Genomic DNA, 19,879 nt, shown 5'->3' on the forward strand with positions numbered 1-19,879 from the left:
ACCTAGCTATCCAACCTGAGCACGGCGAGGAAGGCTTCCTGTGGAATTTCCACGTTACCCACCTGTTTCATGCGTTTCTTACCGGCCTTCTGCTTCTCCAGCAGCTTCTTCTTACGGCTGACGTCGCCACCGTAGCACTTGGCCAGTACGTTCTTTCTGAGCGCCTTGACGGTTGTCCGCGCAATGATCTGGCCGCCGATAGCTGCCTGGATCGCCACGTCGAACATCTGCCGAGGGATCAGTTCCTTCATCTTTTCGGTCAACGCACGGCCCTTGTAGGCCGCGTTGTCGCGGTGCACGATCAATGCCAGGGCATCGACCTTGTCGCCGTTGATCAGTACGTCCAGCTTGACCAGATTGGCCGACTGGTAGCGATCGAAATGATAGTCCAGCGAAGCATAGCCGCGGCTGGTGGACTTGAGGCGGTCGAAGAAGTCCAACACCACTTCGTTCATCGGCAGGTCGTAGCGCACCTGCACCTGGCTACCGAGGAACTGCATGTCGCGCTGCACGCCACGCTTCTCGATGCACAGGGTGATGACGTTGCCCAGGTGTTCCTGCGGCACCAGGATGGTGGCGGTGACGATCGGCTCGCGGAAATCGGCGACCGCCGAGACGTCCGGCAGCTTCGACGGGTTGTCGACGGTGATGGTCTCGCCGGTTTTCAGTTCCAGCTCATAGATCACGCTTGGCGCGGTGGTGATCAGGTCCAGGTCGTATTCGCGCTCCAGGCGCTCCTGGATGATCTCCATGTGCAGCATGCCGAGGAAGCCGCAACGGAAGCCGAAGCCCAGGGCGTCGGAGCTTTCCGGCATGTATTGCAGCGACGAGTCGTTCAGGGTCAGCTTCTGCAGCGCATCGCGGAAGTCCTCGAAGTCGTCGGAGCTGACCGGGAACAGGCCGGCGTAGACCTGCGGCTGAATCTTCTTGAAGCCTGGCAGCACTTCGACCTCAGGGGTCGCGGACAGGGTCAGGGTGTCACCGACCGGGGCACCGTGAATGTCCTTGATGCTGGCGATGATGAAGCCCACTTCGCCGGCCTTCAGGTCGGCGGTCTGGGTGTGCTTCGGGGTAAACACGCCCACGCTGTCGACCAGGTGCACCTTGCCGGTGGACTTGACCAGGATCTTGTCGCCTTTCTTGACGCGACCGTGTCGCACGCGCACCAGCGAGACCACGCCCAGGTAGTTGTCGAACCAGGAGTCGATGATCAGCGCCTGCAGCGGCGCCTCGATATCGCCTTCCGGCGCGGGAATGGTCTGCACCAGGCGCTCGAGCACCTCGTCCACGCCCATGCCGCTCTTGGCACTGCAGGCCACGGCGTCGGTGGCGTCGATGCCGATGATTTTCTCGATCTCGTCCTTGACGCGATCCGGATCGGCCTGGGGCAGGTCCATCTTGTTCAGTACCGGCATGACCTCAAGGCCCTGCTCGATGGCGGTATAGCAGTTGGCCACGGACTGGGCCTCGACGCCCTGGCCGGCATCCACCACCAGCAGCGCGCCCTCACAGGCCGCCAGCGAACGCGAGACTTCGTAGGTGAAGTCGACGTGGCCAGGAGTATCGATGAAGTTCAGCTGGTAGACCTTGCCGTCCTGCGCCTTGTAGTTGAGCGTGACGCTGTGGGCCTTGATGGTGATACCGCGCTCACGCTCCAGGTCCATGGAATCGAGCACCTGGGCTTCCATCTCGCGTGCCGACAGGCCACCGCACATCTGGATGAAACGGTCGGCCAGCGTCGACTTGCCATGGTCGATGTGGGCGATGATGGAGAAATTGCGGATATGACTCAAATCACTCACGGGTCAACACTCGAAAAGGCTGCGAGCCGGACGCCCGCCGAAAAATAGCCGGGAATTGTACCTTAAGCCGCAGCAGGCCGCCACGCCATCCAGCCGTTGGTGAACATGGTTGCCTGACAGAGGTGCTACCTGACATTTCTGCCAGTACTCACCGCATCGGGAGTCGACCATCCTTGCCAATCTCTCGACCAAGGTGACCAGCATGCCCGAACAACACATGACACCGGGGGATTACGACCCTGCATTTGGAATGAATGGCAGGGCCGAGCTCCCTTCGTTCCATGGCGCTTCAATAGGCCGAAACCTGACTGGCATGGCGCTACAAGGGAGCAGCCTGCTTGTCAGCGCGCTTGCCTTTGACTCCTCCGGGGGGCGTCATTTTGCCCTGACCCGCTTTACCGCAAACGGTTCAGTTGACAACGACTTTGCACAGGGCGGCGTGATCGTTGGCCGTTACGTGATTGACGAGCATGCATCGACTGAAGCGCTAACGGTACTGGCTGACCAACGCTTCACAGTGCTGGGATGGAGTGCCCCTACCTCGAACCTGCTGGCAAAGCCCAGGCTCACCTGTTACGACCGCGATGGCCGAGGAGGTGAACACCAGCTCCTGAACGTGCCGCCGGATATGGGCATGGTGATTGGTAGCGGTCGCCTTGCAAGCGATGGGCCATACCTCATGGTTTCCCTGAACCTCCAAAAGGCTCAAGGCGCGCGTGCCACGATGGCCAGGGTGTACCTGCGGGAACACTCCGGCCAGCCAGCAGCAGGGCTTCAGGAATTCATCGATATTCTACCGGACGCAGGCCAAATTGCTGTCGCCGGAATCGTTCAGTTGCCTGACGGGTTCGTGGTCAGCGGAACCCGCTCGCAGCAGGGGCAGCCCGCAGAAAGCTTTCTCGCTCGCTACCGTCACGACGGCGAGCTGGATTCAGCCTTCGGTGAAGGCGGCACAGTGTATTTCCGGGCTGAGGGTTTCGCTACCGAACTCAACGCGCTGCTAGCAAGGCCGGAAGGACAGCTGCTGGTCGCTGGTAAAGCGACAAACGGAGACAATTCATCACAAGCACTGCTCTGGCAGTTCGATGCCAGTGGCGCGAAGGACCCGACATTTAACGGCGGTGCACCGATCCTGGACGACTCAGGCTTTACAGATTGGTGTGCAGTGGCCATCGATGGGCAACATCGGCTGTTTGCGTTCGGCCTGGGCAGGAGCCTGGAAAACCGTCGCTATCTTGCGGATGGCTCCATTGATACATCCTTCCGACCGATCAATGATCTTGTTGGCATACCCGATGCCATGACTTGCCTGGACAACGGGCAGCGCACTGCGATCGGTTTCAACTCAACCGCAGTTGCTGGATACCTCGGCACGTTGATGTCCATTTTCAACTGAGCCCCCCCTGAATGACAAAGCCCGGCGCTCACGCACCGGGCTTGTCAAGCCGGACAATGCCTGCGAAGGCAACTACACCTTATTCAGCCAGCTTGAAGGTAATGAAGCTGGCACGGCCCTGACGCAGCACACGCATCGACACCGAACGGTTCTTCGGCAGTTCCTTGGCGATTTCGGTGAATTCCTTGGCCGAACCGATAGCCTGGTTGTTCAGGTGACTGATCACATCACCCGGGCGCAGGCCGATCATCGCGGCCGGGCCATCCTGAACTTCCTTGATGACCACACCCCCCTTGAGTTCGAGGGCTTTCTTCTGTTCGGCGGTCAGGTCGGCAACCGAGACGCCCAGGCGGTTGCTGCTACGCTCGGCGCTGCCTTCGGCGCCGGTACCGATGTCGGCATCTTCGTCGGGCAGTGCGCCAACGCTGATGTCGAGGTTCTGGCGCTTGCCGTTGCGGATGATCTCCAGCTTGGCCTTTTCGCCATCCTTGAGGCTGCCGACCAGATGCGGCAGGTCGGCCGACATGATGATTGGCTGGCCGTTCATGCTCAGGATCACGTCACCCACCTGCAGGCCGCCCTTGGCTGCTGGGCCGTTTTCCAGCACCTGGGCCACCAGGGCACCGGCCGGCTTGTCCAGGCCGAACGATTCAGCCAGGTCCTTGTTGACCTCCTGGATCACCACGCCCAGCCAGCCGCGGCTGACCTTGCCGTCTTTCTTCAGCTGATTGGAGACATCGATCGCCACATCGATCGGGATGGCGAACGACAGGCCCATGAAACCACCGGAACGGGTGAATATCTGCGAGTTGATACCCACTACTTCGCCATTCATGTTGAACAGCGGGCCGCCGGAGTTGCCGGGGTTGATGGCCACGTCCGTCTGGATGAACGGTACGTAGGTGTCATTGGGCAGGGTGCGGCCTTTGGCACTGACGATACCTTTGGTCACCGAATGGTCGAAGCCGAACGGCGAACCGATGGCCAACACCCACTCGCCCACCTTGAGCTTCTCGGAATCACCCAGCTTGACGGTCGGCAGGTTCTTGCCCTCGACCTTGAGCAGGGCCACGTCGGTGCGCGGGTCGGTGCCGACCAGTTTGGCCTGCAGCTCGCTGCGGTCCGACAGGCGGACGATGATCTCGTCGGCATCGGCTACCACGTGGTTGTTGGTCAGTACGTAGCCATCACTGGAAATGATGAAGCCCGAACCCAGCGACTGGGCCTCGCGCTGGCGGTCGCCACGCGGTGAGCGCGGTTGCTGCGGCATGTTGCGCTCGAAGAACTCGCGGAACATCGGCGGCAGGCCTTCCAGGTCGGGCATCTGCCCGGCGGCCATGCGGCGGTCCGGCAGTTTCTGCTTGGTACTGATGTTGACCACGGCTGGCGAGGCCTGCTCGACCAGGGTAGTGAAGTCCGGCAGGGCTTCCTCGGCCTGGGCGCTGAGCACCTGGCCGAGCATCAGCACGGCGGCGAACATCGATAGGTAGGATTTCAAGCGTGGTATTGACATACGGCTCCCGTCACAACGAGCGGTAGTTTAGAAAGGCCCCTGCACAAAACAGGAAAGGCCAGGCTCCTAGAAGCCTGACCTATAGAAAATTTGCCGATGGATTGCAAATGACAATGCTTTAATTTCATTTCAGCGGCATGTCCGCACGCCTTGGCATGGCCTGCACGCCATGCCCGCAAATGCACGCCATCACTGGCGCGCCTGGCCATCCTGGGGGCGCATCGACAGCGCAACACGCTCTGCGGTACCCAGCGGAATCTCGCCGACCACAGTGACCATGACCTTGCCTTTGGGCGTGTTCAGCCGACGGGAGACCGCCGAGGTCGGGCCAAGCTGGGTGCGCATGTCGGTCCCGCCCTCATCCTTTACCGGCTCGAGGAACACCGAGAAGCGCGCCAGGCCATCGTCATACATCAGGCTGCTGACCGTGCTGTCATTCTTAGGGTCGCGGCGTACCGAGCTGTTGACCAGCTCGAAGCCGGGCGGCAGCCAGTCCGAACGCCAGCCGGCGACCGTGTCATTGGCGGCAGCAGCCACATGCTGCACCGGCTTGCATGCAGCACTGGCGCGCAGGTCATCATCGCTGGGTGCGTCAGTATCGAGACGGGTCATCTGGAAGCGCTCCAGCAACTGCCCTTTGTCGTTGATCATCAACGAGCGCAGCGGCAGGCCGGTAGCACGGTCCAGGTGCAATTCGAAGGCATAGCGGTGCTGGTCACGCGGGGTGAGCGTCACGATCACGGCATCGCGCCCAGCGACCCGTGACTTGCCCGCCACGCTCAAGTCATACCAGCCCATCAGTTTCAGCGGATCAAGTACACGCTGCGTAGTGTTCGGGGGCGTCGTCACTCCACTGACCAAGGCCCCGCTGACGCACTCCACCTTGCCATCCACGCGCACGATCTCCTGAGCGACACCATCGAGCTGCAACAGCCGCTCGCTGACCTTGCCGTCGTCGACCCTGTGCCAGATCTCGTGGGAAGAGAAACTGCCGTTCCGTTCGTAGACAAAAGAGCCTTGGTAGCTCTGCTTTTGCTCGGCCTGTGCCAGCTTGCTCAGCCACTCGCTCGCCTCGGGCGAAGAATTGGCCGCCAATGCTGGCACCGTCACGCAGCTGCCAATCAGCAGCGACAGGAGAGGTAGCGCGCGCATGATCCTCCTTACTTAACGGTTTTCCAGGCTGGCGGCGCGGGCATACGGCAATGCGGTTTCAGTGCCCTTGAGCGCAGATTCCTGGGCATGCTGGCGCAGGTAGCCCGGCAGACGCTGGTCCCAGCCGGCCTGGTTCTGCAGCACGCCGTTGGCCATCGGCCCGGTCGGTTGCTCACTGCTCTCACTATAGCCTGCCAAAACGGCAGGGCCTTGTGCTTGTGGCACACTCAGGCCTTGCTGGGCAGGTTGCTGGGCAGCAAGCTCGGCGCCAGTGATCTCGTCCTGGTTGTACATGCGCACACCGGCCAGCACGGCTACGGTGACCGAGGCAGCTACCGCAAGGCGGCCAATGCTGCGCCATGGCCCTTTCTTGACCTTGGCCGGCACGGCTTCGTCAGCCAGCGCTGCAGACACCGCCGAGGCGATATCCAGGTTAGGCAGCAGCAGCTCCTTGTGCATGGCTGCGCGGGCTACCTGGTAACGCGACCAGGTGGCACGGGTTTCAGCATCGTCTACGGCGTTCAACACACGACGCAGTTCAAGCTCGTCCGCTTCGTTATCCATCACCGCGGACAGCGATTCCTGCAAAGCTTCACGACTCATGGCGGTTCCTCTCTTGGCTGTCGCCGCTGTCTCAGGTTTCCTGCAGCAAAGGTTGCAGGGCTTTGTCTATTGCCTCCCGAGCGCGGAAGATTCGAGAGCGCACGGTACCCACCGGACATTGCATGACACTGGCAATGTCTTCGTAACTCAGCCCGTCGAACTCGCGCAGGGTCAGCGCCGTGCGCAGGTCTTCAGGCAGTTGCTGGATGGTGCGATGGACAGTGCCTTCGATTTCATCCCGCAACAACGAGCGCTCTGGGGACTCGAGATCCTTGAGACCATGATCGCCGTCGTAAAACTCCGCATCCTCGGAGCTCACATCACTGTCTGGCGGCCGTCTTCCACGGGACACCAGGTAGTTCTTCGCCGTGTTGATGGCGATGCGGTACAGCCACGTATAGAACGCACTGTCTCCGCGGAAGTTGCCAAGCGCACGGTAGGCCTTGATGAAGGCTTCCTGTGCTACATCCTGGGCCTCGTGGGTGTCGTGAACGAACCGCACGATCAACCCGAGAATCTTGTGCTGATACTTCAGCACCAACAGATCGAACGCTCGCCTGTCACCACGCTGAACGCGCTCGACAAGCTGCTGATCCTCTTCCTGGGTTAGCATGAACACTCCTCAGTGAACTCGAAGGAGCGTTGCATCAGCCATCGTTCAGGCTTGCAACCATAGACTCGGGCTTTGCGCAAAAGTTCTCCCCTCCAAGCAAGTTTCCTGCAGCCCTTGGTCGGCTTGCACGAAAGACGCGGCACGGTCACGGCCGGCTACGTCGATAATCAGGTTTCGAGTACGCAGGGACAGCCCGGACAGGCCTGCCGCCCTGCGTCGCCGCGGCAAGTTGTGGCGCGTGGGCAGCCTTCATAGGATTTCCGGCCATGTCGGAAAGTTCCCACAAAGGTTGTCGCGACCAGGCAAGTGGCATGGAAATTGGCCACCCGGGGCTGCTATAAAGGCAACCCGGCCAGCTTTTACGATAGTTTCACAATGCCATCGGCGCGTGACTATTGTGCCGCGCCCCTTCCAAAGAATACTAGTGTCCCGACATGAGCCAACAATTCCAACATGATGTCCTGGTGATCGGCAGCGGTGCCGCCGGTCTCAGCCTGGCACTGAACCTCCCCAGCCACCTTCGAGTCGCCGTACTCAGCAAGGGCGACCTGGCCAACGGCTCGACCTTCTGGGCCCAGGGCGGTGTCGCGGCGGTGCTGGACAATACCGATACCGTGCAGTCGCATGTCGAGGACACCCTCAATGCCGGCGGCGGCCTTTGCCATGAAGACGCCGTGCGCTTTACCGTCGAGCACAGCCGCGAGGCCATCGAGTGGCTGATCGAGCAAGGCGTGCCCTTTACCCGCGACGAGCACTACAGCGTCGACGACGGCGGCTTCGAGTTCCACCTGACCCGCGAAGGCGGCCATAGCCACCGGCGCATTATCCACGCCGCCGACGCCACCGGCGCAGCCATCTTCACCACGCTGCTGGAGCAGGCCCGCAAACGCCCGAATATCCAGTTGCTGGAGCAGCGCGTGGCGGTCGACCTGATCACCGAACGCCGCCTCGGCCTGCCCGGCGAGCGCTGCCTGGGTGCCTACGTGCTCGACCGCAACACCGGCGAGGTGGACACCTTCGGTGCGCGCTTCACCGTGCTGGCCACTGGTGGTGCGGCCAAGGTGTACCTGTATACCAGCAATCCCGACGGTGCCTGCGGCGACGGCATCGCCATGGCTTGGCGGGCTGGCTGCCGGGTGGCGAACCTGGAGTTCAACCAGTTTCACCCGACTTGCCTGTACCATCCACAGGCCAAGAGCTTCCTGATCACCGAAGCCCTGCGTGGCGAAGGTGCCCTGCTGCGCCTGCCCAATGGCGAACGCTTCATGCCACGCTTCGACCCGCGCGAAGAACTGGCGCCGCGCGACATCGTGGCCCGCGCCATCGACCACGAGATGAAGCGCCTGGGCGTGGACTGCGTATACCTGGATATCACCCACAAGCCGGTCGACTTCATCAAGAGCCACTTCCCCACCGTGTACGAGCGCTGCCTGGCCTTCGGCATCGACATCACCCGTCAGCCGATCCCGGTGGTGCCAGCGGCGCACTACACCTGCGGAGGGGTGATGGTCGACGACCGCGGCCACACCGACGTGCCGGGCCTGTATGCCATTGGCGAAACCAGCTTCACCGGCCTGCACGGCGCCAACCGCATGGCCAGCAACTCGCTGCTGGAATGCTTCGTCTATGGCCGTGCCGCCGCCGCCGACATCCAGGCGCACCTGGATGAGGTGACCATGCCCAAGGCCTTGCCCGGCTGGGACGCCAGCCAGGTAACCGATTCGGACGAGGACGTGATCATTGCGCACAACTGGGACGAACTGCGGCGTTTCATGTGGGACTACGTCGGCATCGTGCGCACCAGCAAGCGCCTGCAGCGAGCGCAGCACCGCATTCGCCTGCTGCTGGACGAAATCGACGAGTTCTACAGCAACTACAAGGTCAGCCGCGACCTGATCGAATTGCGCAACCTGGCGCAGGTGGCCGAGTTGATGATCCTGTCGGCCATGCAGCGCAAGGAAAGCCGAGGACTGCATTACACACTGGATTACCCGGGGATGCTGGACGAGGCCAAGGACACCATCCTTAGTCCGATCTAAGTCCGGCCCCTGGCGCGGCAATTTCAGCGCCTGCGAGATCGAGCGCCGCCCGCGCGGCGCTTCGCAGCACAAGGCTGCTCCTACATCTGTTTCGGGCCAGTAACGCCTGTGCCTGCGAACGCGACCGCCTTGTTTGCCCGACACGATATCGAGGCGTACGCCAGGGGCCGCGTGCCGCGCTCACAGGAATAACTGGCCCGAAACAAACGGTAGGAGCAGCCTTGTGCTGCGAAGCGCCGCGCGGGCGGCGCTCGATCTCGCAGGCGCTGAAGCTGCCACGACGAACACCTGTCAGCCCTGACTCGCCCCCACCCCTGCCCACCTGCGCCGGCTGAATTTCAACCGCACCCGCAAGCGCCTGTGCTCATCAGCCCCCAGCGCATCCCGTGGCACGCATTGGCTCTCCCCCAACCAGCGCCCCGCCCGCACAAAGCGCAACACCACCAGCGCCGGCAACGCCACGCTGTCCCGGCACAAGCGCACCGGCTGCCAGCCACGGGCACGGCTGAACACCTGCCAGCCGCGCACATCACGGCGCAGGCCGACAACGGCATGCTCATGCGTCAGCAGAATACGTCGGGGAATGGCCCAGCCAGCGTGGGCAATACAGGCGGCGACAACAGCAAGGGCCGACCACCCAGGCAGCGGGCTCGCCCATACGGCGAACCACGCCAGTACCTGGCAACCCAGGTAGGCCGCCAGCAGCAGGCGCGAGCCTTGCCAGCGGCACTCGAAGCACTCACTTGGGCTGGACACGGTCCAGGATGATGCGGACCATGCGCTGCAGCTCCGGGTCTTCGGACTCGGTGCGCTCCATGAACCAGCCGAACATGTCCTGATCCTCGCAGCTCAACAGACGCACGTAGAGTTCGCGGTCGGTTTCGTTGAGCGTGGGGTAGACTTCCTGGGTGAAAGGCACCAGCAGTACGTCCAGTTCCAGCATGCCGCGGCGGCTGTGCCAGAAAAGCCGGTTGAGTTCAGTTTGTTCGACCATGGGGCCCTCCTCGAATGGCCCGCCAGTATACAGCCAGGCGAGCGAAGCGACACCGGGCGTTGGTCTAGTCAACTACCTATTTTGTTACCGGCGTTCTATGATGGCCGCCAGTCTTTAGCCACCGCGATGACCCATGGCCGATTCCGCTTTCTTCTGCCCCCTGTCCCACGAGGGCATCCTCGCCGTCCGCGGCTCCGATGCAGGCAAGTTCCTGCAAGGCCAGCTGACCTGCAACATCAACTACCTCAGCCCGGAACACGCCAGCCTCGGCGCCCGCTGCATGGTCAAGGGGCGCATGCAGTCGAGTTTCCGCATCCTGCCCGAAGGCAACGGCTACCTGCTGGCCATGGCCAGCGAGCTGCTCGACGCCCAGCTGGCCGACCTCAAGAAGTACGCCGTGTTCTCCAAGGCCACGCTGACCGATGAAAGCGCTGCCTGGGCACGCTTCGGCCTGCAAGGCGGCGATGCGGCGCTGCAGGCCCTGGGGCTCGATGTGCCTGCGGCAGCCGGTAGCACCGTGCGCCACGACGGGTTGATCGCCATCGCCGTGTCCGCCGACCGCGTGGAACTGTGGGTACCGGCAGACAACGCCGACCGCGTTCGCCAGGTGCTGGCCGCCGCGCTGCCCGAAGGCAGCCTGGACGACTGGCTGCTGGGGCAGATTCGCGCCGGTATCGGCCAGGTCATGGGGCCGACCCGCGAGCTGTTCATCCCGCAGATGATCAACCTGCAGGCCGTCGACGGCGTCAGCTTCAAGAAAGGCTGCTACACCGGTCAGGAAATCGTTGCCCGCATGCAGTACCTGGGCAAGCTCAAGCGCCGCCAGTACCGCCTGGCACTGGACCAGCAGGCCATTCCGGCCCCGGGCGTCGAGATCTTCTCGCCCACCCATGGTTCGTCGGTCGGTGAAGTGGTCATTGCTGCCAGCAACGGCACAGGCTGCGAACTGCTCGCGGTGCTCAGCGCCGAAGCGGTGGAAGACGACAACCTGCACCTGGGCAGCCTCGAAGGCCCACGCCTGCAGGTGTTGACCCTGCCCTACGAACTGGACCGCGACCGGGAAATCCAGCGCTGACCAGCCTGCCCCGCCTACATGGCGGGGCCGCACCACCACTGCGGTAGACACGCCCATGAACAAGCTGGCCGAGATGGTTCAAGCACAGTTGCTCGATGCCATCGAAAAGGATGACCTGGTCCTGCCGACCCTGCCCGAGGTTGCCTTGAGCATCCGCGAGGCGGCGGAAGACAGCGAGATCAGCGTAGCGGCCCTGAGCAAGGTGATCGGTCGCGATGCGGCCCTTTCAGCGCGCCTGATCAAAGTCGTCAACAGCCCACTGCTGCGCGCGGCGGTCGAGGTCACCGACCTGCACACTGCCATCACGCGGCTGGGCATCAACTACAGCTGCAACCTGGCCATTGGCCTGGTGATCGAGCAGATTTTCCACGCACGGGCGCCGGCGGTGGAGCAGAAGTTACGTGATATCTGGGCCAACAGCCTGGATGTGGCGGGCATCAGCTACGAAATCTGCCGGCGCTTTACACAACTCAAACCCGACCAGGCCACCCTTGGCGGGCTGGTCAACCAGATTGGCGCGCTGCCGGTATTGATCTACGCCGAAGAGCACAACGAACTGCTGTCCGACCCGGTGTGCCTACACTACGTGATCGAACAGATCCAGCCAGTGCTCGGCGACAAGATCCTCAAGGCCTGGGAGTTTCCGGAGCAACTGGTCAACCTGCCGAGCCAGGTGCAGGACCTGGACCGGCAGACTGACAAGATCGACTACATCGACATCGTGCAGATCGCCCGCTGCATCAGCCAGCGAGGCCGTCACCGACCGCTGGCGGCACTGCCGGCATACCGCCACCTGGGCCTGCCGTACGGCACCGAGCTTGAAGTGGGTGAGCTGATCGAGGCGCGGAGCATGTTGCGCTGACCGGTGTCAGCCTGTTCGGCCCTCTTCGCGGGTAAACCCGCTCCTACAGGGACCGCGCCGCTGCTGAAGGCTGCGCTGTACCTGTGGGAGCGGGTTCACCCGCGAAAGGGCCGGTACAGGCAACACATCAATCCGCGATAAAACTCACCCGCACCCGCAACCCGCCCTTCGCACCGTCATGCAGGCTCACCTGTGCCAGGTGCGCCCGGCAGATCTCGCCGACAATCGCCAAGCCAAGCCCACTGCCCTGCGCACTGCGCCGGTAGAAGCGCTCGAATACCCGCTCACGCTCGGCCTCGGGAATCCCCGGTCCGTCATCCTCCACCTCCAGTACCGCCGGCGCCAGCACTCGCAAGATCACGTTGCCGCCAGCCGGCGTATGCGCCAAGGCATTGTCCACCAGGTTGCTCAACAGTTCGTTGAGCAGCGTCGGCTCCCCCTTCAGCCACACCGGCGCCTCGGCCTCCAGGGCCAGCGCCACCCCGCGCTTGTGCGCCAGCGGTGCCATGGCCATGCCCAGCTCACGAGCCAACTGGCTCAGGTCCAGGCGCTGCGCGCCGCCTTCTGCAATCGCGCGCGCACCGTTCTCGACCCGCGCCAGCGACAGCAGCTGGTTGGCCAGATGGGTCAGCCGGTCGGTGCCCTGGGCCGCGGACTCAAGCGTCTGTCGCCACTCCTGCGGCTCGCCCGAACGCAGGCCCAGTTCGACCCGCGCCTTCAGCGCGGCCAGCGGCGTGCGCAACTCGTGGGCGGCGTCGGCGATGAACTGCGCCTGGCGCTCGAACTGGCCGCGCAAACGCTCGGTGAAATGGTTCAAAGCCCGCACCAGCGGGCCCAGCTCACGCTGCACCTGCACAACCGGCAAGGCCCGCAGGTCATCCGGCTGGCGCTCTTCAACCGCCGTGCGCAGGCGCTCCAGCGGCCTCAACGCGGCACTCACGGCAAACCACACCATCACCAGCGCGCCCAGCGCCAGCATCCCCAGGCGCAGCAGGGTATCGGCCATCAGGCCACGGGCCATGCGCACCCGCGCTTCCTCGGTCTCGGCCACGCGGATTTCCGCCATGCCGTTCATGTTCGGCTCGCTCACCGGCTTCAGCAGGCTGACCACGCGCACGTCCTGGCCCAGGTAGGTGGCGTTGTAGAACCGCGCCAGCGCCGGGTAGTCGTCGGTACGCGGCGTGCCCGGCGGCGGTGCTGGCAGGTTCTCGTAGCCGGAAATCAGCCGCTGCTGGATGTCCAGCACCTGGTAGTAGATGCGCCCGGCACTGTCGTAGGCGAAGGTGTCCAGGGCCACGTAGGGCACATCCGCGCTCAGCGAACCGTCACGCTGGGACAGGCCTGCGGCAATGGTCCTTGCCGAGGCCAGCAGGGTCCGGTCGTAGGCAGTATCGGCGGCCTCGCGGCCGTTCCAGTAGGCGCTCAGGCCGCTGGCCAGCATCAGCACCACCAGCAGCAAGGCCAGGTTGCCGAGCAAGCGCCCGCGCAGGCTGCCGTTGTCACGCATCGCGGTGCTCGAGCAGATAGCCCAGGCCACGGAAGGTGACGATGGCCACCGGGTGGCCGTCGAGCTTCTTGCGCAGGCGGTGGATGTAGATTTCGATGGCGTCGGGGCTGGCCTCTTCGTCCAGGCCGAACACCTGGGCGGCCAGTTGCTCCTTGCTCATCACCCGGCCCGGTCGGGCGATCAGCGCTTCCAGTACGCTCTGTTCGCGCGAGGTCAGGGTCAGGTTTTCGCCACCCAGGGCGAAGCGCCGGGTGTCCAGGTCGTACACCAGCGGCCCGCAGCGTTGCTGGCGCTCGCCACCGAGCACGCTGCGCCGCAACAGGGCCTTGACCCGTGCTTCCAGCTCGGTCAGCTCGAACGGCTTGGCCAGGTAGTCGTCGGCGCCCAGGTTCAGCCCATGAACCCGGTCCTTGACGTCGCTGCGCGCGGTCAGCATCAGCACCGGCAGGGTCTTGCCACGGCTGCGCAGGCGCGCCAGCACCTCGAAGCCGTCCATGCGCGGCAAGCCGACATCCAGCACGGCCACGGCGTACTCCTCGCTGGCCAGGGCCAGGTCGGCGGCCACGCCGTCATGCAGCACATCCACGGTCAGGCCATGGCTTTTCAAGGCCTGGGCCACGCTTTCGGCCAGTTGCAGGTGGTCTTCGACCAGCAGCACACGCATCGGATTCTCCCTGCTCGGGTGGGACGGTGGCGCGGAGTGTACCGCTGTCGGCAGGCCTGTGAAGCCCTGTCGACAAACCTTTCACGCTGAAAGGTTAGCGAAAGGTTGGTTACCTAGCATCGCACCACGGTCGCCCTACGCGCCGAAAAAAAGCACCAGCAAGGTGCAACGAATAAGAACAATAAACGGAGCCATCAGTGATGCTGTCATCGCAGCCTCAGGCGTTCGCGCCTACCCGTTCCTTTGCCGCACGCCCCTCCGCCATCGTCAGCGCCCTTGCGCTTGCCGGTGTCGCGCCGATGAGCCAGGCCGCCTTCTTCGAAGACAGCACGGCCACCTTCGAAACCCGCAACATGTACTTCAACCGCGACTTCCGCGACGGCACTAGTGCGCAGCAATCCAAGCGCGACGAGTGGGCCCAGGGCTTCATGCTCAACTTCGAGTCTGGCTACACCGATGGCACCGTGGGCTTCGGCCTGGATGCGCTGGGCATGCTCGGCATCAAGCTCGACTCCAGCCCCGACCGCACCGACACCGGCCTGCTGCCGACGCACGATGATGGCAAGGCCGCCGACGAGTACTCCAAGCTCGGCCTGACCGGCAAGGTGAAGGTGTCGCAGACCGAACTGAAGATCGGCACGCTGATCCCCGAACTGCCGACCCTGCAGCCCAACGATGGGCGCATCCTGCCGCAAACCTTCGAAGGCGGCCTGCTCACCTCGAAGGAGGTCAAGGGCCTGACCTTCACCGGAGGCCGACTGGACAAGGCCAAGGACCGCAACGACACCAACTGGGAAGACCTGGCCCTGAACAACAAGAACGGCCGCTTCGGTGGCTCGTTCAGCGCCGACAACCTGGACCTGGCCGGCCTCGACTACCAGTTCACCGATCGCATCACCGGCAGCTACCACTTTGCCCAGCTCGACGATATCTACCGCCAGCACTTCATCGGCATGGTCGCCACCCAGCCATGGGGCCCCGGCACCTTGGGCGCCGACCTGCGCCTGGCTGTGAGTGACGACGCCGGCGCCGCCAAGGCCGGCAACATCGACAACACCACCGTCAATGGCATGCTCAGCTACGCCCTGGGCGGGCACAAGGTCAGCGCCGCCTGGCAGCAATTGTCAGGCGACAGCGCCTTCCCGTACGTCGATGGTGCCGACCCGTACCTGGTCAACTTCGTCCAGATCAACGACTTCGCAGGCGCCGACGAGCGCTCCTGGCAGGCGCGCTACGACTACAACTTCGCCGCGCTCGGCGTGCCCGGCCTGACCTTCATGACCCGCTACATCAGCGGCGACAACGTCAGCCGCGCCGTCGGTGGCGAGGGCAAGGAGTGGGAACGCGATACCGAAATGAAGTACGTGGTACAAAGCGGCCCGTTGAAGAACGTCGCCGTGCGCCTGCGCAACGCCACCTTCCGCTCCAACTTCGCCCGCGACGCGGACGAGGTGCGGCTGCTGGTGAGCTACAGCGTGGCGCTGTGGTAACCCCATAGCGATAACTTGATAACAACAACGCTCACGGAGAAAGACGATGACCTACTCACTGCGCCGCCTCGTCCTCGCTACCGGCTGCCTGCTGCTGGCCGGCAACGCCCTCGCTGCCGAACCGAAACGCCCCGAATGCATTGCCCCCGCCTCGCCCGGCGGCGGCTTCGACCTGACCTGCAAACTGGTGCAGAGCGCCCTGGTGCAGGAAAAAATCCTCACCAAGCCGATGCGCGTCACCTACATGCCCGGCGGTGTTGGTGCGGTGGCCTACAACGCCGTGGTCGCCCAGCGCCCGGCCGATGCCGGCACCCTGGTGGCCTGGTCCAGCGGTTCGCTGCTGAACCTGGCCCAGGGCAAGTTCGGCCGCTTCGACGAGAACGCGGTGAAATGGCTGGCCGCCGTCGGCACCAGCTACGGCGCCATCGCAGTGAAAAGCGACTCGCCCTACAAGACCCTCGACGACCTGGTCGCAGCGTTGAAGAAAGACCCGAGCAAGGTGGTGATCGGCTCCGGCGGTACCGTCGGCAGCCAGGACTGGATGCAGACCGCCCTGATTGCCAAGGCCGCCGGCATCAACCCGCGTGACCTGCGCTACGTCGCCCTGGAAGGTGGCGGCGAGATCGCCACGGCGTTGCTGGGCGGGCATATCCAGGTAGGCTCGACCGACATCTCCGACTCCATGCCGCACATTCAGAGCGGCAACATGCGCATCCTCGCGGTGTTCTCGGAAAAGCGCCTGGACGAGCCCGAGATGAAAGACATCCCCACCGCCAAGGAACAGGGTTACGACATCGTCTGGCCAGTGGTACGCGGCTTCTACCTGGGGCCAAAGGTGAGCGACGAAGAATACGCCTGGTGGAAGCAGTCATTCGACAAGATGCTGGCTTCGGAAGACTTCGCCAAGTTGCGTGACCAGCGCGAACTGTTCCCGTTCGCCATGACCGGTGCAGAGCTGGACGGCTATGTGAAGAAGCAAGTGGCTGACTACAAGACACTGGCCAGGGAGTTTGGCCTGATCCAGTAACACGCCAACGCCCTTTCACCGACCCTGTGGGAGCGGGCGCGCCCGCGAAGAAGACACCGCGGTGCCTGGCACCGGCGTTGCCGGTGTTCGCGGGCATGCCCGCTCCCACAGGGCCCGTGCTCAATGAGGACTCTCTGATGATCCTGCAACGCATCTTCGCCCTGGCCCTGCTGGCGGTGTGCGCCGCCCTGGCCGTGATGGCCTGGCCTTACCAGGCGGCGTTTTCCTATGAACCGGTGGGCCCGCGCGCCTATCCGCTGTTGACGCTCGGCCTGCTCGGCCTGGGCCTGCTGTACCTGGTGTTCCGCCCCACCCCCATCGTGCGCAAGGACGACGAACCGGAACTGGACCGCGAGACCCTGATCAAGATCGCCGCCTGCGTCGGCCTGCTGATCGTGTTCGCCAGCACCTTCGAAGCCCTGGGCTTCATCCTCAGCGCCATCCTGGTCGGCGTGCCCATGGCCCGCCTGTACGGCGGCCGCTGGCTGCACAGCGCCATCGTGGTGGCGGGCATGAGCCTGTTTCTCTACTGGCTGTTCGACCGCGTGATGGACGTGCCCCTGCCCCTTGGCCTGCTGAGCGTACTGGAGAACTGACACATGGATACCTTGAGCTACCTGGGCCAGGGCTTCGGCGTCGCCCTGTCCCCCTACAACCTGGTCACCGCCCTCACCGGCACGCTGATCGGTACCGTGGTCGGCCTGCTGCCGGGCCTGGGCCCGATCAACGGCGTGGCCTTGCTGATCCCCATCGCCTTCGCCCTCGGCCTGCCGCCGGAATCGGCGCTGATCCTACTGGCAGCGGTGTACCTGGGCTGCGAGTACGGCGGACGTATCAGTTCGATCCTGCTGAACATCCCCGGCGAAGCCTCGACCGTGATGACCACTCTCGATGGCTACCCGATGGCCCGCAATGGTCTGGCTGGCGTAGCGCTGTCGCTGTCGGCCTGGAGTTCGTTCATCGGTGCGCTGATCGCCACCTGCGGCATGGTGCTGTTCGCACCGCTGCTGGCGAAATGGGCAATCGCCTTCGGCCCGGCGGAGTACTTCGTGCTGATGGTGTTTGCCATCGTCGCGCTCGGCGGCATGGCCGGCGACAAGCCGCTGAAAACCTTCATTGCCGCATTGATCGGCCTGTTCCTGTCGGCAGTCGGCATCGATGCCAACAGTGGCGTGTACCGCTTCACCGGCGACAGCGTGCACCTGGCCGACGGCATCCAGTTCGTGGTACTGGTGCTGGGCCTGTTCTCCATCAGCGAAATCCTCCTGCTGCTGGAAAAGACCCACCATGGCCACCAGGCAGTCAAAGCCACCGGCCGCATGCTGTTCAACTTCAAGGAAGCGGCCTCGGTGTTCGTGGTCAACATCCGCTGCGGCCTGCTTGGCTTCATCATGGGTGTGCTGCCTGGTGCCGGTGCAACACTGGCGAGCGCCGTGGCCTACATGACCGAAAAACGCCTGGCGGGCGACAAGGGCAAGTTCGGCAAGGGCGACGCCCGCGGCCTGGCCGCACCGGAAACCGCCATCGGCGCCTCCTGCTGTGGCGCCCTGGTACCGATGCTGACCTTGGGCGTACCTGGCTCGGGCACCACCGCGGTGATGATCGGCGCGCTGACCTTGTACAACATCACCCCGGGCCCGCTGTTGTTCGAACAGCAGCCAGACATCGTCTGGGGCCTGATCGCCTCGCTGTTCGTCGCCAACATCATGCTGGTGATCCTCAACATCCCGATGATCCGCATCTTCACCCGCATCCTCGCCGTGCCAAACTGGGCGCTGGTACCGGTGATCGCCATCATCACCGCAATCGGCGTTTACGCCGTGCATGCCACTACCTTCGACCTGTTCCTGATGGTCGGTATCGGCATCATGGGCTATATCCTGCGCAAGCTGGACTTCCCGCTGTCGCCGATCCTGCTCGGTTTCATCCTCGGTGGGCTGATGGAGCAGAACCTGCGCCGGGCGCTGTCTATCTCCAACGGCGAACTGGGCATCCTCTGGTCGAGCCCGATCAGCATGTCGGTATGGGTACTGACCATTTGCATGCTGACCCTGCCGCTGCTGCGCATCTGGCGCAAACGCAGCCTGCAGCGCCGGGCGATGGCCGATGCCTGATCGCTCGTTGCCGTTGTTTGTCGCGACCGGGCTGGTCGGCCTTGCTGGCGGTTTTGCCGCCAGCAAGGTCGGCTGGCCTTTGCCATGGATGGTCGGCTCGTTGCTGGCGATCATCCTGGTGCGCTGCCTGACACCCTGGCAGCTCCCGGAAATCCCCAATGGCCGCAAATGCGGGCAATGCATCATCGGCATCGGCATTGGCCTGCACTTCACCCCGGCGGTGATCGAGCAGGTGGCCAGCCATTTCGCACTGATCTTCTTCGGCGCGCTGTTCACCACCTTGTCCAGCGTGATCAGCGTATGGCTGCTGCGGCGCACCGGTGAAGACCGTGCCACGGCGTTCTTCGCCAGCATGCCGGGTGGTTCGGGGGAGATGGTCAACCTTGGCGCCCGCAATGGCGCAGTGCTCAGCCAGGTGGCGGCGGCGCAAAGCCTGCGCGTACTGGCGGTGGTACTGTGCGTGCCGGCGCTGTTCAAGTTCCTGCTGGGTGACGGGGTACCGCTGAATCACACCGGCAGTGTGAGCTGGGGCTGGCTGGCGCTGATTGCACCGCTGGGCGTTGCCGTCGCCCTGCTGTGGCAGCGCTTGCGCCAGCCCAACCCGTGGTTGTTCGGGCCATTGTTGGTCGCAGCCACCGTGAGCCTGGCGGGCGACCTGCAGATAACCCTGCCCAATGGCGCCAGCCAGATCGGCCAGTGGTTGATCGGCAGCGGCCTGGCCTGCCACTTCAACCGCGCGTTCTTCCGCCGCGCACCGTCGTTCCTGGGCCGCACCCTGGTGGCCACGGCGTTGTGCATGGCGATTGCCGGCAGTGCCGCATGGGTGCTGAGCATGATGACCGCGCTGGATCTGCGTTCGCTGACATTGGGGATGATGCCGGGCGGAATTGCCGAGATGAGCCTGACGGCGGAGACCCTGCAGCTGTCGGTGCCGCTGGTGACGGCGCTGCAGGTGATGCGCTTGTTGTTTGTGCTGTTTCTGGCAGAGCCGTTGTTCCGGGTGTGGAACGCAACCCCGGAATGACTGT

General features: G+C 63.7%; 18 protein-coding genes. 9 read left to right on the top strand and 9 right to left on the bottom strand.

Annotation, left to right across the window (positions count from 1 at the left end):
- Window positions 1-2: 2 nt before the first annotated feature.
- Window positions 3-1,802 carry a translation elongation factor 4 gene (gene lepA, locus M1D87_RS21070; RefSeq protein WP_013973995.1) on the bottom strand — a complete coding sequence of 600 codons (1,800 nt, stop codon included), beginning with the start codon at window positions 1,800-1,802 and terminating at the stop codon, window positions 3-5.
- Window positions 1,803-2,004: 202 nt separating this feature from the next.
- On the opposite strand from lepA, the gene M1D87_RS21075 reads away from it, so the two are divergent.
- Window positions 2,005-3,198, top strand: a complete 1,194-nt coding sequence (locus M1D87_RS21075) for a hypothetical protein (RefSeq protein WP_421091707.1) — start codon at window positions 2,005-2,007, stop codon at window positions 3,196-3,198.
- 79 nt (window positions 3,199-3,277) lie between these two features.
- Here the strand turns inward: M1D87_RS21075 and M1D87_RS21080 are convergent, their stop codons facing one another.
- The 4 genes from M1D87_RS21080 to rpoE form a co-directional block, all read right to left on the bottom strand.
- A complete protein-coding gene (locus tag M1D87_RS21080) occupies window positions 3,278-4,678 on the bottom strand; it encodes a DegQ family serine endoprotease (protein ID WP_370290353.1) in 1,401 nt (466 codons plus the stop codon).
- Window positions 4,679-4,900: 222 nt separating this feature from the next.
- Window positions 4,901-5,863, bottom strand: coding sequence for a MucB/RseB C-terminal domain-containing protein (locus M1D87_RS21085; protein ID WP_421091708.1), 963 nt, complete (start codon window positions 5,861-5,863; stop codon window positions 4,901-4,903).
- A gap of 12 nt (window positions 5,864-5,875) precedes the next feature.
- Window positions 5,876-6,466 (bottom strand): sigma-E factor negative regulatory protein, encoded by a 591-nt coding sequence (locus M1D87_RS21090; RefSeq protein WP_015271600.1) that lies wholly within the window; start codon window positions 6,464-6,466, stop codon window positions 5,876-5,878.
- A gap of 31 nt (window positions 6,467-6,497) precedes the next feature.
- Entirely contained in the window at window positions 6,498-7,079 is a 582-nt protein-coding gene (rpoE, locus tag M1D87_RS21095) for an RNA polymerase sigma factor RpoE (RefSeq protein ID WP_003252049.1), read from the bottom strand.
- Window positions 7,080-7,513: 434 nt separating this feature from the next.
- Here rpoE and nadB point away from each other — a divergent pair, with 434 nt between their 5' ends.
- Window positions 7,514-9,118, top strand: a complete 1,605-nt coding sequence (nadB, locus tag M1D87_RS21100; RefSeq protein ID WP_013974000.1) for an L-aspartate oxidase — start codon at window positions 7,514-7,516, stop codon at window positions 9,116-9,118.
- Window positions 9,119-9,409: 291 nt separating this feature from the next.
- Here the strand turns inward: nadB and M1D87_RS21105 are convergent, their stop codons facing one another.
- Window positions 9,410-9,874, bottom strand: coding sequence for a protein YgfX (locus M1D87_RS21105; protein ID WP_100412747.1), 465 nt, complete (start codon window positions 9,872-9,874; stop codon window positions 9,410-9,412).
- Window positions 9,858-10,112, bottom strand: a complete 255-nt coding sequence (locus M1D87_RS21110; protein ID WP_003252043.1) for an FAD assembly factor SdhE — start codon at window positions 10,110-10,112, stop codon at window positions 9,858-9,860. Before M1D87_RS21110 ends, M1D87_RS21105 begins: the two co-directional genes overlap by 17 nt.
- A gap of 133 nt (window positions 10,113-10,245) precedes the next feature.
- Between M1D87_RS21110 and ygfZ the strand changes: the two genes are divergently transcribed.
- The gene (gene ygfZ, locus M1D87_RS21115) at window positions 10,246-11,187 is read left to right on the top strand and encodes a CAF17-like 4Fe-4S cluster assembly/insertion protein YgfZ (RefSeq protein WP_123084910.1); all 942 of its coding nucleotides are present in this window, start codon (window positions 10,246-10,248) and stop codon (window positions 11,185-11,187) included.
- Between the two features lie 55 nt (window positions 11,188-11,242).
- Window positions 11,243-12,049 carry an HDOD domain-containing protein gene (locus M1D87_RS21120; protein ID WP_015271603.1) on the top strand — a complete coding sequence of 269 codons (807 nt, stop codon included), beginning with the start codon at window positions 11,243-11,245 and terminating at the stop codon, window positions 12,047-12,049.
- A 127-nt stretch (window positions 12,050-12,176) separates the two neighbouring features.
- Here M1D87_RS21120 and M1D87_RS21125 read toward each other — a convergent pair whose 3' ends face one another.
- Window positions 12,177-13,556 carry a sensor histidine kinase gene (locus M1D87_RS21125; protein ID WP_041505629.1) on the bottom strand — a complete coding sequence of 460 codons (1,380 nt, stop codon included), beginning with the start codon at window positions 13,554-13,556 and terminating at the stop codon, window positions 12,177-12,179.
- On the bottom strand, window positions 13,549-14,220 hold the full coding sequence (locus tag M1D87_RS21130; RefSeq protein ID WP_085721055.1) for a response regulator: 672 nt from the start codon (window positions 14,218-14,220) through the stop codon (window positions 13,549-13,551). The genes M1D87_RS21125 and M1D87_RS21130 overlap by 8 nt, the downstream gene beginning before the upstream one ends.
- A gap of 200 nt (window positions 14,221-14,420) precedes the next feature.
- Between M1D87_RS21130 and M1D87_RS21135 the strand changes: the two genes are divergently transcribed.
- The 5 genes from M1D87_RS21135 (at window position 14,421) to M1D87_RS21155 (ending at window position 19,875) form a co-directional block, all read left to right on the top strand.
- The gene (locus tag M1D87_RS21135) at window positions 14,421-15,710 is read left to right on the top strand and encodes an OprD family porin (protein WP_123084911.1); all 1,290 of its coding nucleotides are present in this window, start codon (window positions 14,421-14,423) and stop codon (window positions 15,708-15,710) included.
- Window positions 15,711-15,756: 46 nt separating this feature from the next.
- Window positions 15,757-16,737 carry a Bug family tripartite tricarboxylate transporter substrate binding protein gene (locus tag M1D87_RS21140; protein ID WP_013974007.1) on the top strand — a complete coding sequence of 327 codons (981 nt, stop codon included), beginning with the start codon at window positions 15,757-15,759 and terminating at the stop codon, window positions 16,735-16,737.
- Between the two features lie 137 nt (window positions 16,738-16,874).
- Window positions 16,875-17,333 (top strand): tripartite tricarboxylate transporter TctB family protein, encoded by a 459-nt coding sequence (locus tag M1D87_RS21145; RefSeq protein WP_015271606.1) that lies wholly within the window; start codon window positions 16,875-16,877, stop codon window positions 17,331-17,333.
- Window positions 17,334-17,336: 3 nt separating this feature from the next.
- Window positions 17,337-18,851 (top strand): tripartite tricarboxylate transporter permease, encoded by a 1,515-nt coding sequence (locus M1D87_RS21150; protein ID WP_013974009.1) that lies wholly within the window; start codon window positions 17,337-17,339, stop codon window positions 18,849-18,851.
- Window positions 18,844-19,875 carry an AbrB family transcriptional regulator gene (locus M1D87_RS21155; protein ID WP_023661344.1) on the top strand — a complete coding sequence of 344 codons (1,032 nt, stop codon included), beginning with the start codon at window positions 18,844-18,846 and terminating at the stop codon, window positions 19,873-19,875. Before M1D87_RS21150 ends, M1D87_RS21155 begins: the two co-directional genes overlap by 8 nt.
- Window positions 19,876-19,879 lie beyond the last annotated feature (4 nt).

The organism is Pseudomonas sp. SA233, from assembly GCF_054792385.1.

Bases quoted from the DNA above. Each gene is read 5' to 3' on its own strand.
- M1D87_RS21130 (WP_085721055.1), bottom strand. From the start codon at position 14,220: ATGCGTGTGCTGCTGGTCGAAGACCACCTGCAACTGGCCGAAAGCGTG.
- M1D87_RS21120 (WP_015271603.1), top strand. From the start codon at position 11,243: ATGAACAAGCTGGCCGAGATGGTTCAAGCACAGTTGCTCGATGCCATC.
- ygfZ (WP_123084910.1), top strand. From the start codon at position 10,246: ATGGCCGATTCCGCTTTCTTCTGCCCCCTGTCCCACGAGGGCATCCTC.
- M1D87_RS21075 (WP_421091707.1), top strand. From the start codon at position 2,005: ATGCCCGAACAACACATGACACCGGGGGATTACGACCCTGCATTTGGA.
- M1D87_RS21090 (WP_015271600.1), bottom strand. From the start codon at position 6,466: ATGAGTCGTGAAGCTTTGCAGGAATCGCTGTCCGCGGTGATGGATAAC.
- M1D87_RS21080 (WP_370290353.1), bottom strand. From the start codon at position 4,678: ATGTTCGCCGCCGTGCTGATGCTCGGCCAGGTGCTCAGCGCCCAGGCC.
- rpoE (WP_003252049.1), bottom strand. From the start codon at position 7,079: ATGCTAACCCAGGAAGAGGATCAGCAGCTTGTCGAGCGCGTTCAGCGT.
- M1D87_RS21145 (WP_015271606.1), top strand. From the start codon at position 16,875: ATGATCCTGCAACGCATCTTCGCCCTGGCCCTGCTGGCGGTGTGCGCC.
- M1D87_RS21155 (WP_023661344.1), top strand. From the start codon at position 18,844: ATGCCTGATCGCTCGTTGCCGTTGTTTGTCGCGACCGGGCTGGTCGGC.
- M1D87_RS21150 (WP_013974009.1), top strand. From the start codon at position 17,337: ATGGATACCTTGAGCTACCTGGGCCAGGGCTTCGGCGTCGCCCTGTCC.
- M1D87_RS21125 (WP_041505629.1), bottom strand. From the start codon at position 13,556: ATGCGTGACAACGGCAGCCTGCGCGGGCGCTTGCTCGGCAACCTGGCC.
- nadB (WP_013974000.1), top strand. From the start codon at position 7,514: ATGAGCCAACAATTCCAACATGATGTCCTGGTGATCGGCAGCGGTGCC.
- M1D87_RS21140 (WP_013974007.1), top strand. From the start codon at position 15,757: ATGACCTACTCACTGCGCCGCCTCGTCCTCGCTACCGGCTGCCTGCTG.
- M1D87_RS21085 (WP_421091708.1), bottom strand. From the start codon at position 5,863: ATGCGCGCGCTACCTCTCCTGTCGCTGCTGATTGGCAGCTGCGTGACG.
- M1D87_RS21110 (WP_003252043.1), bottom strand. From the start codon at position 10,112: ATGGTCGAACAAACTGAACTCAACCGGCTTTTCTGGCACAGCCGCCGC.
- M1D87_RS21135 (WP_123084911.1), top strand. From the start codon at position 14,421: ATGCTGTCATCGCAGCCTCAGGCGTTCGCGCCTACCCGTTCCTTTGCC.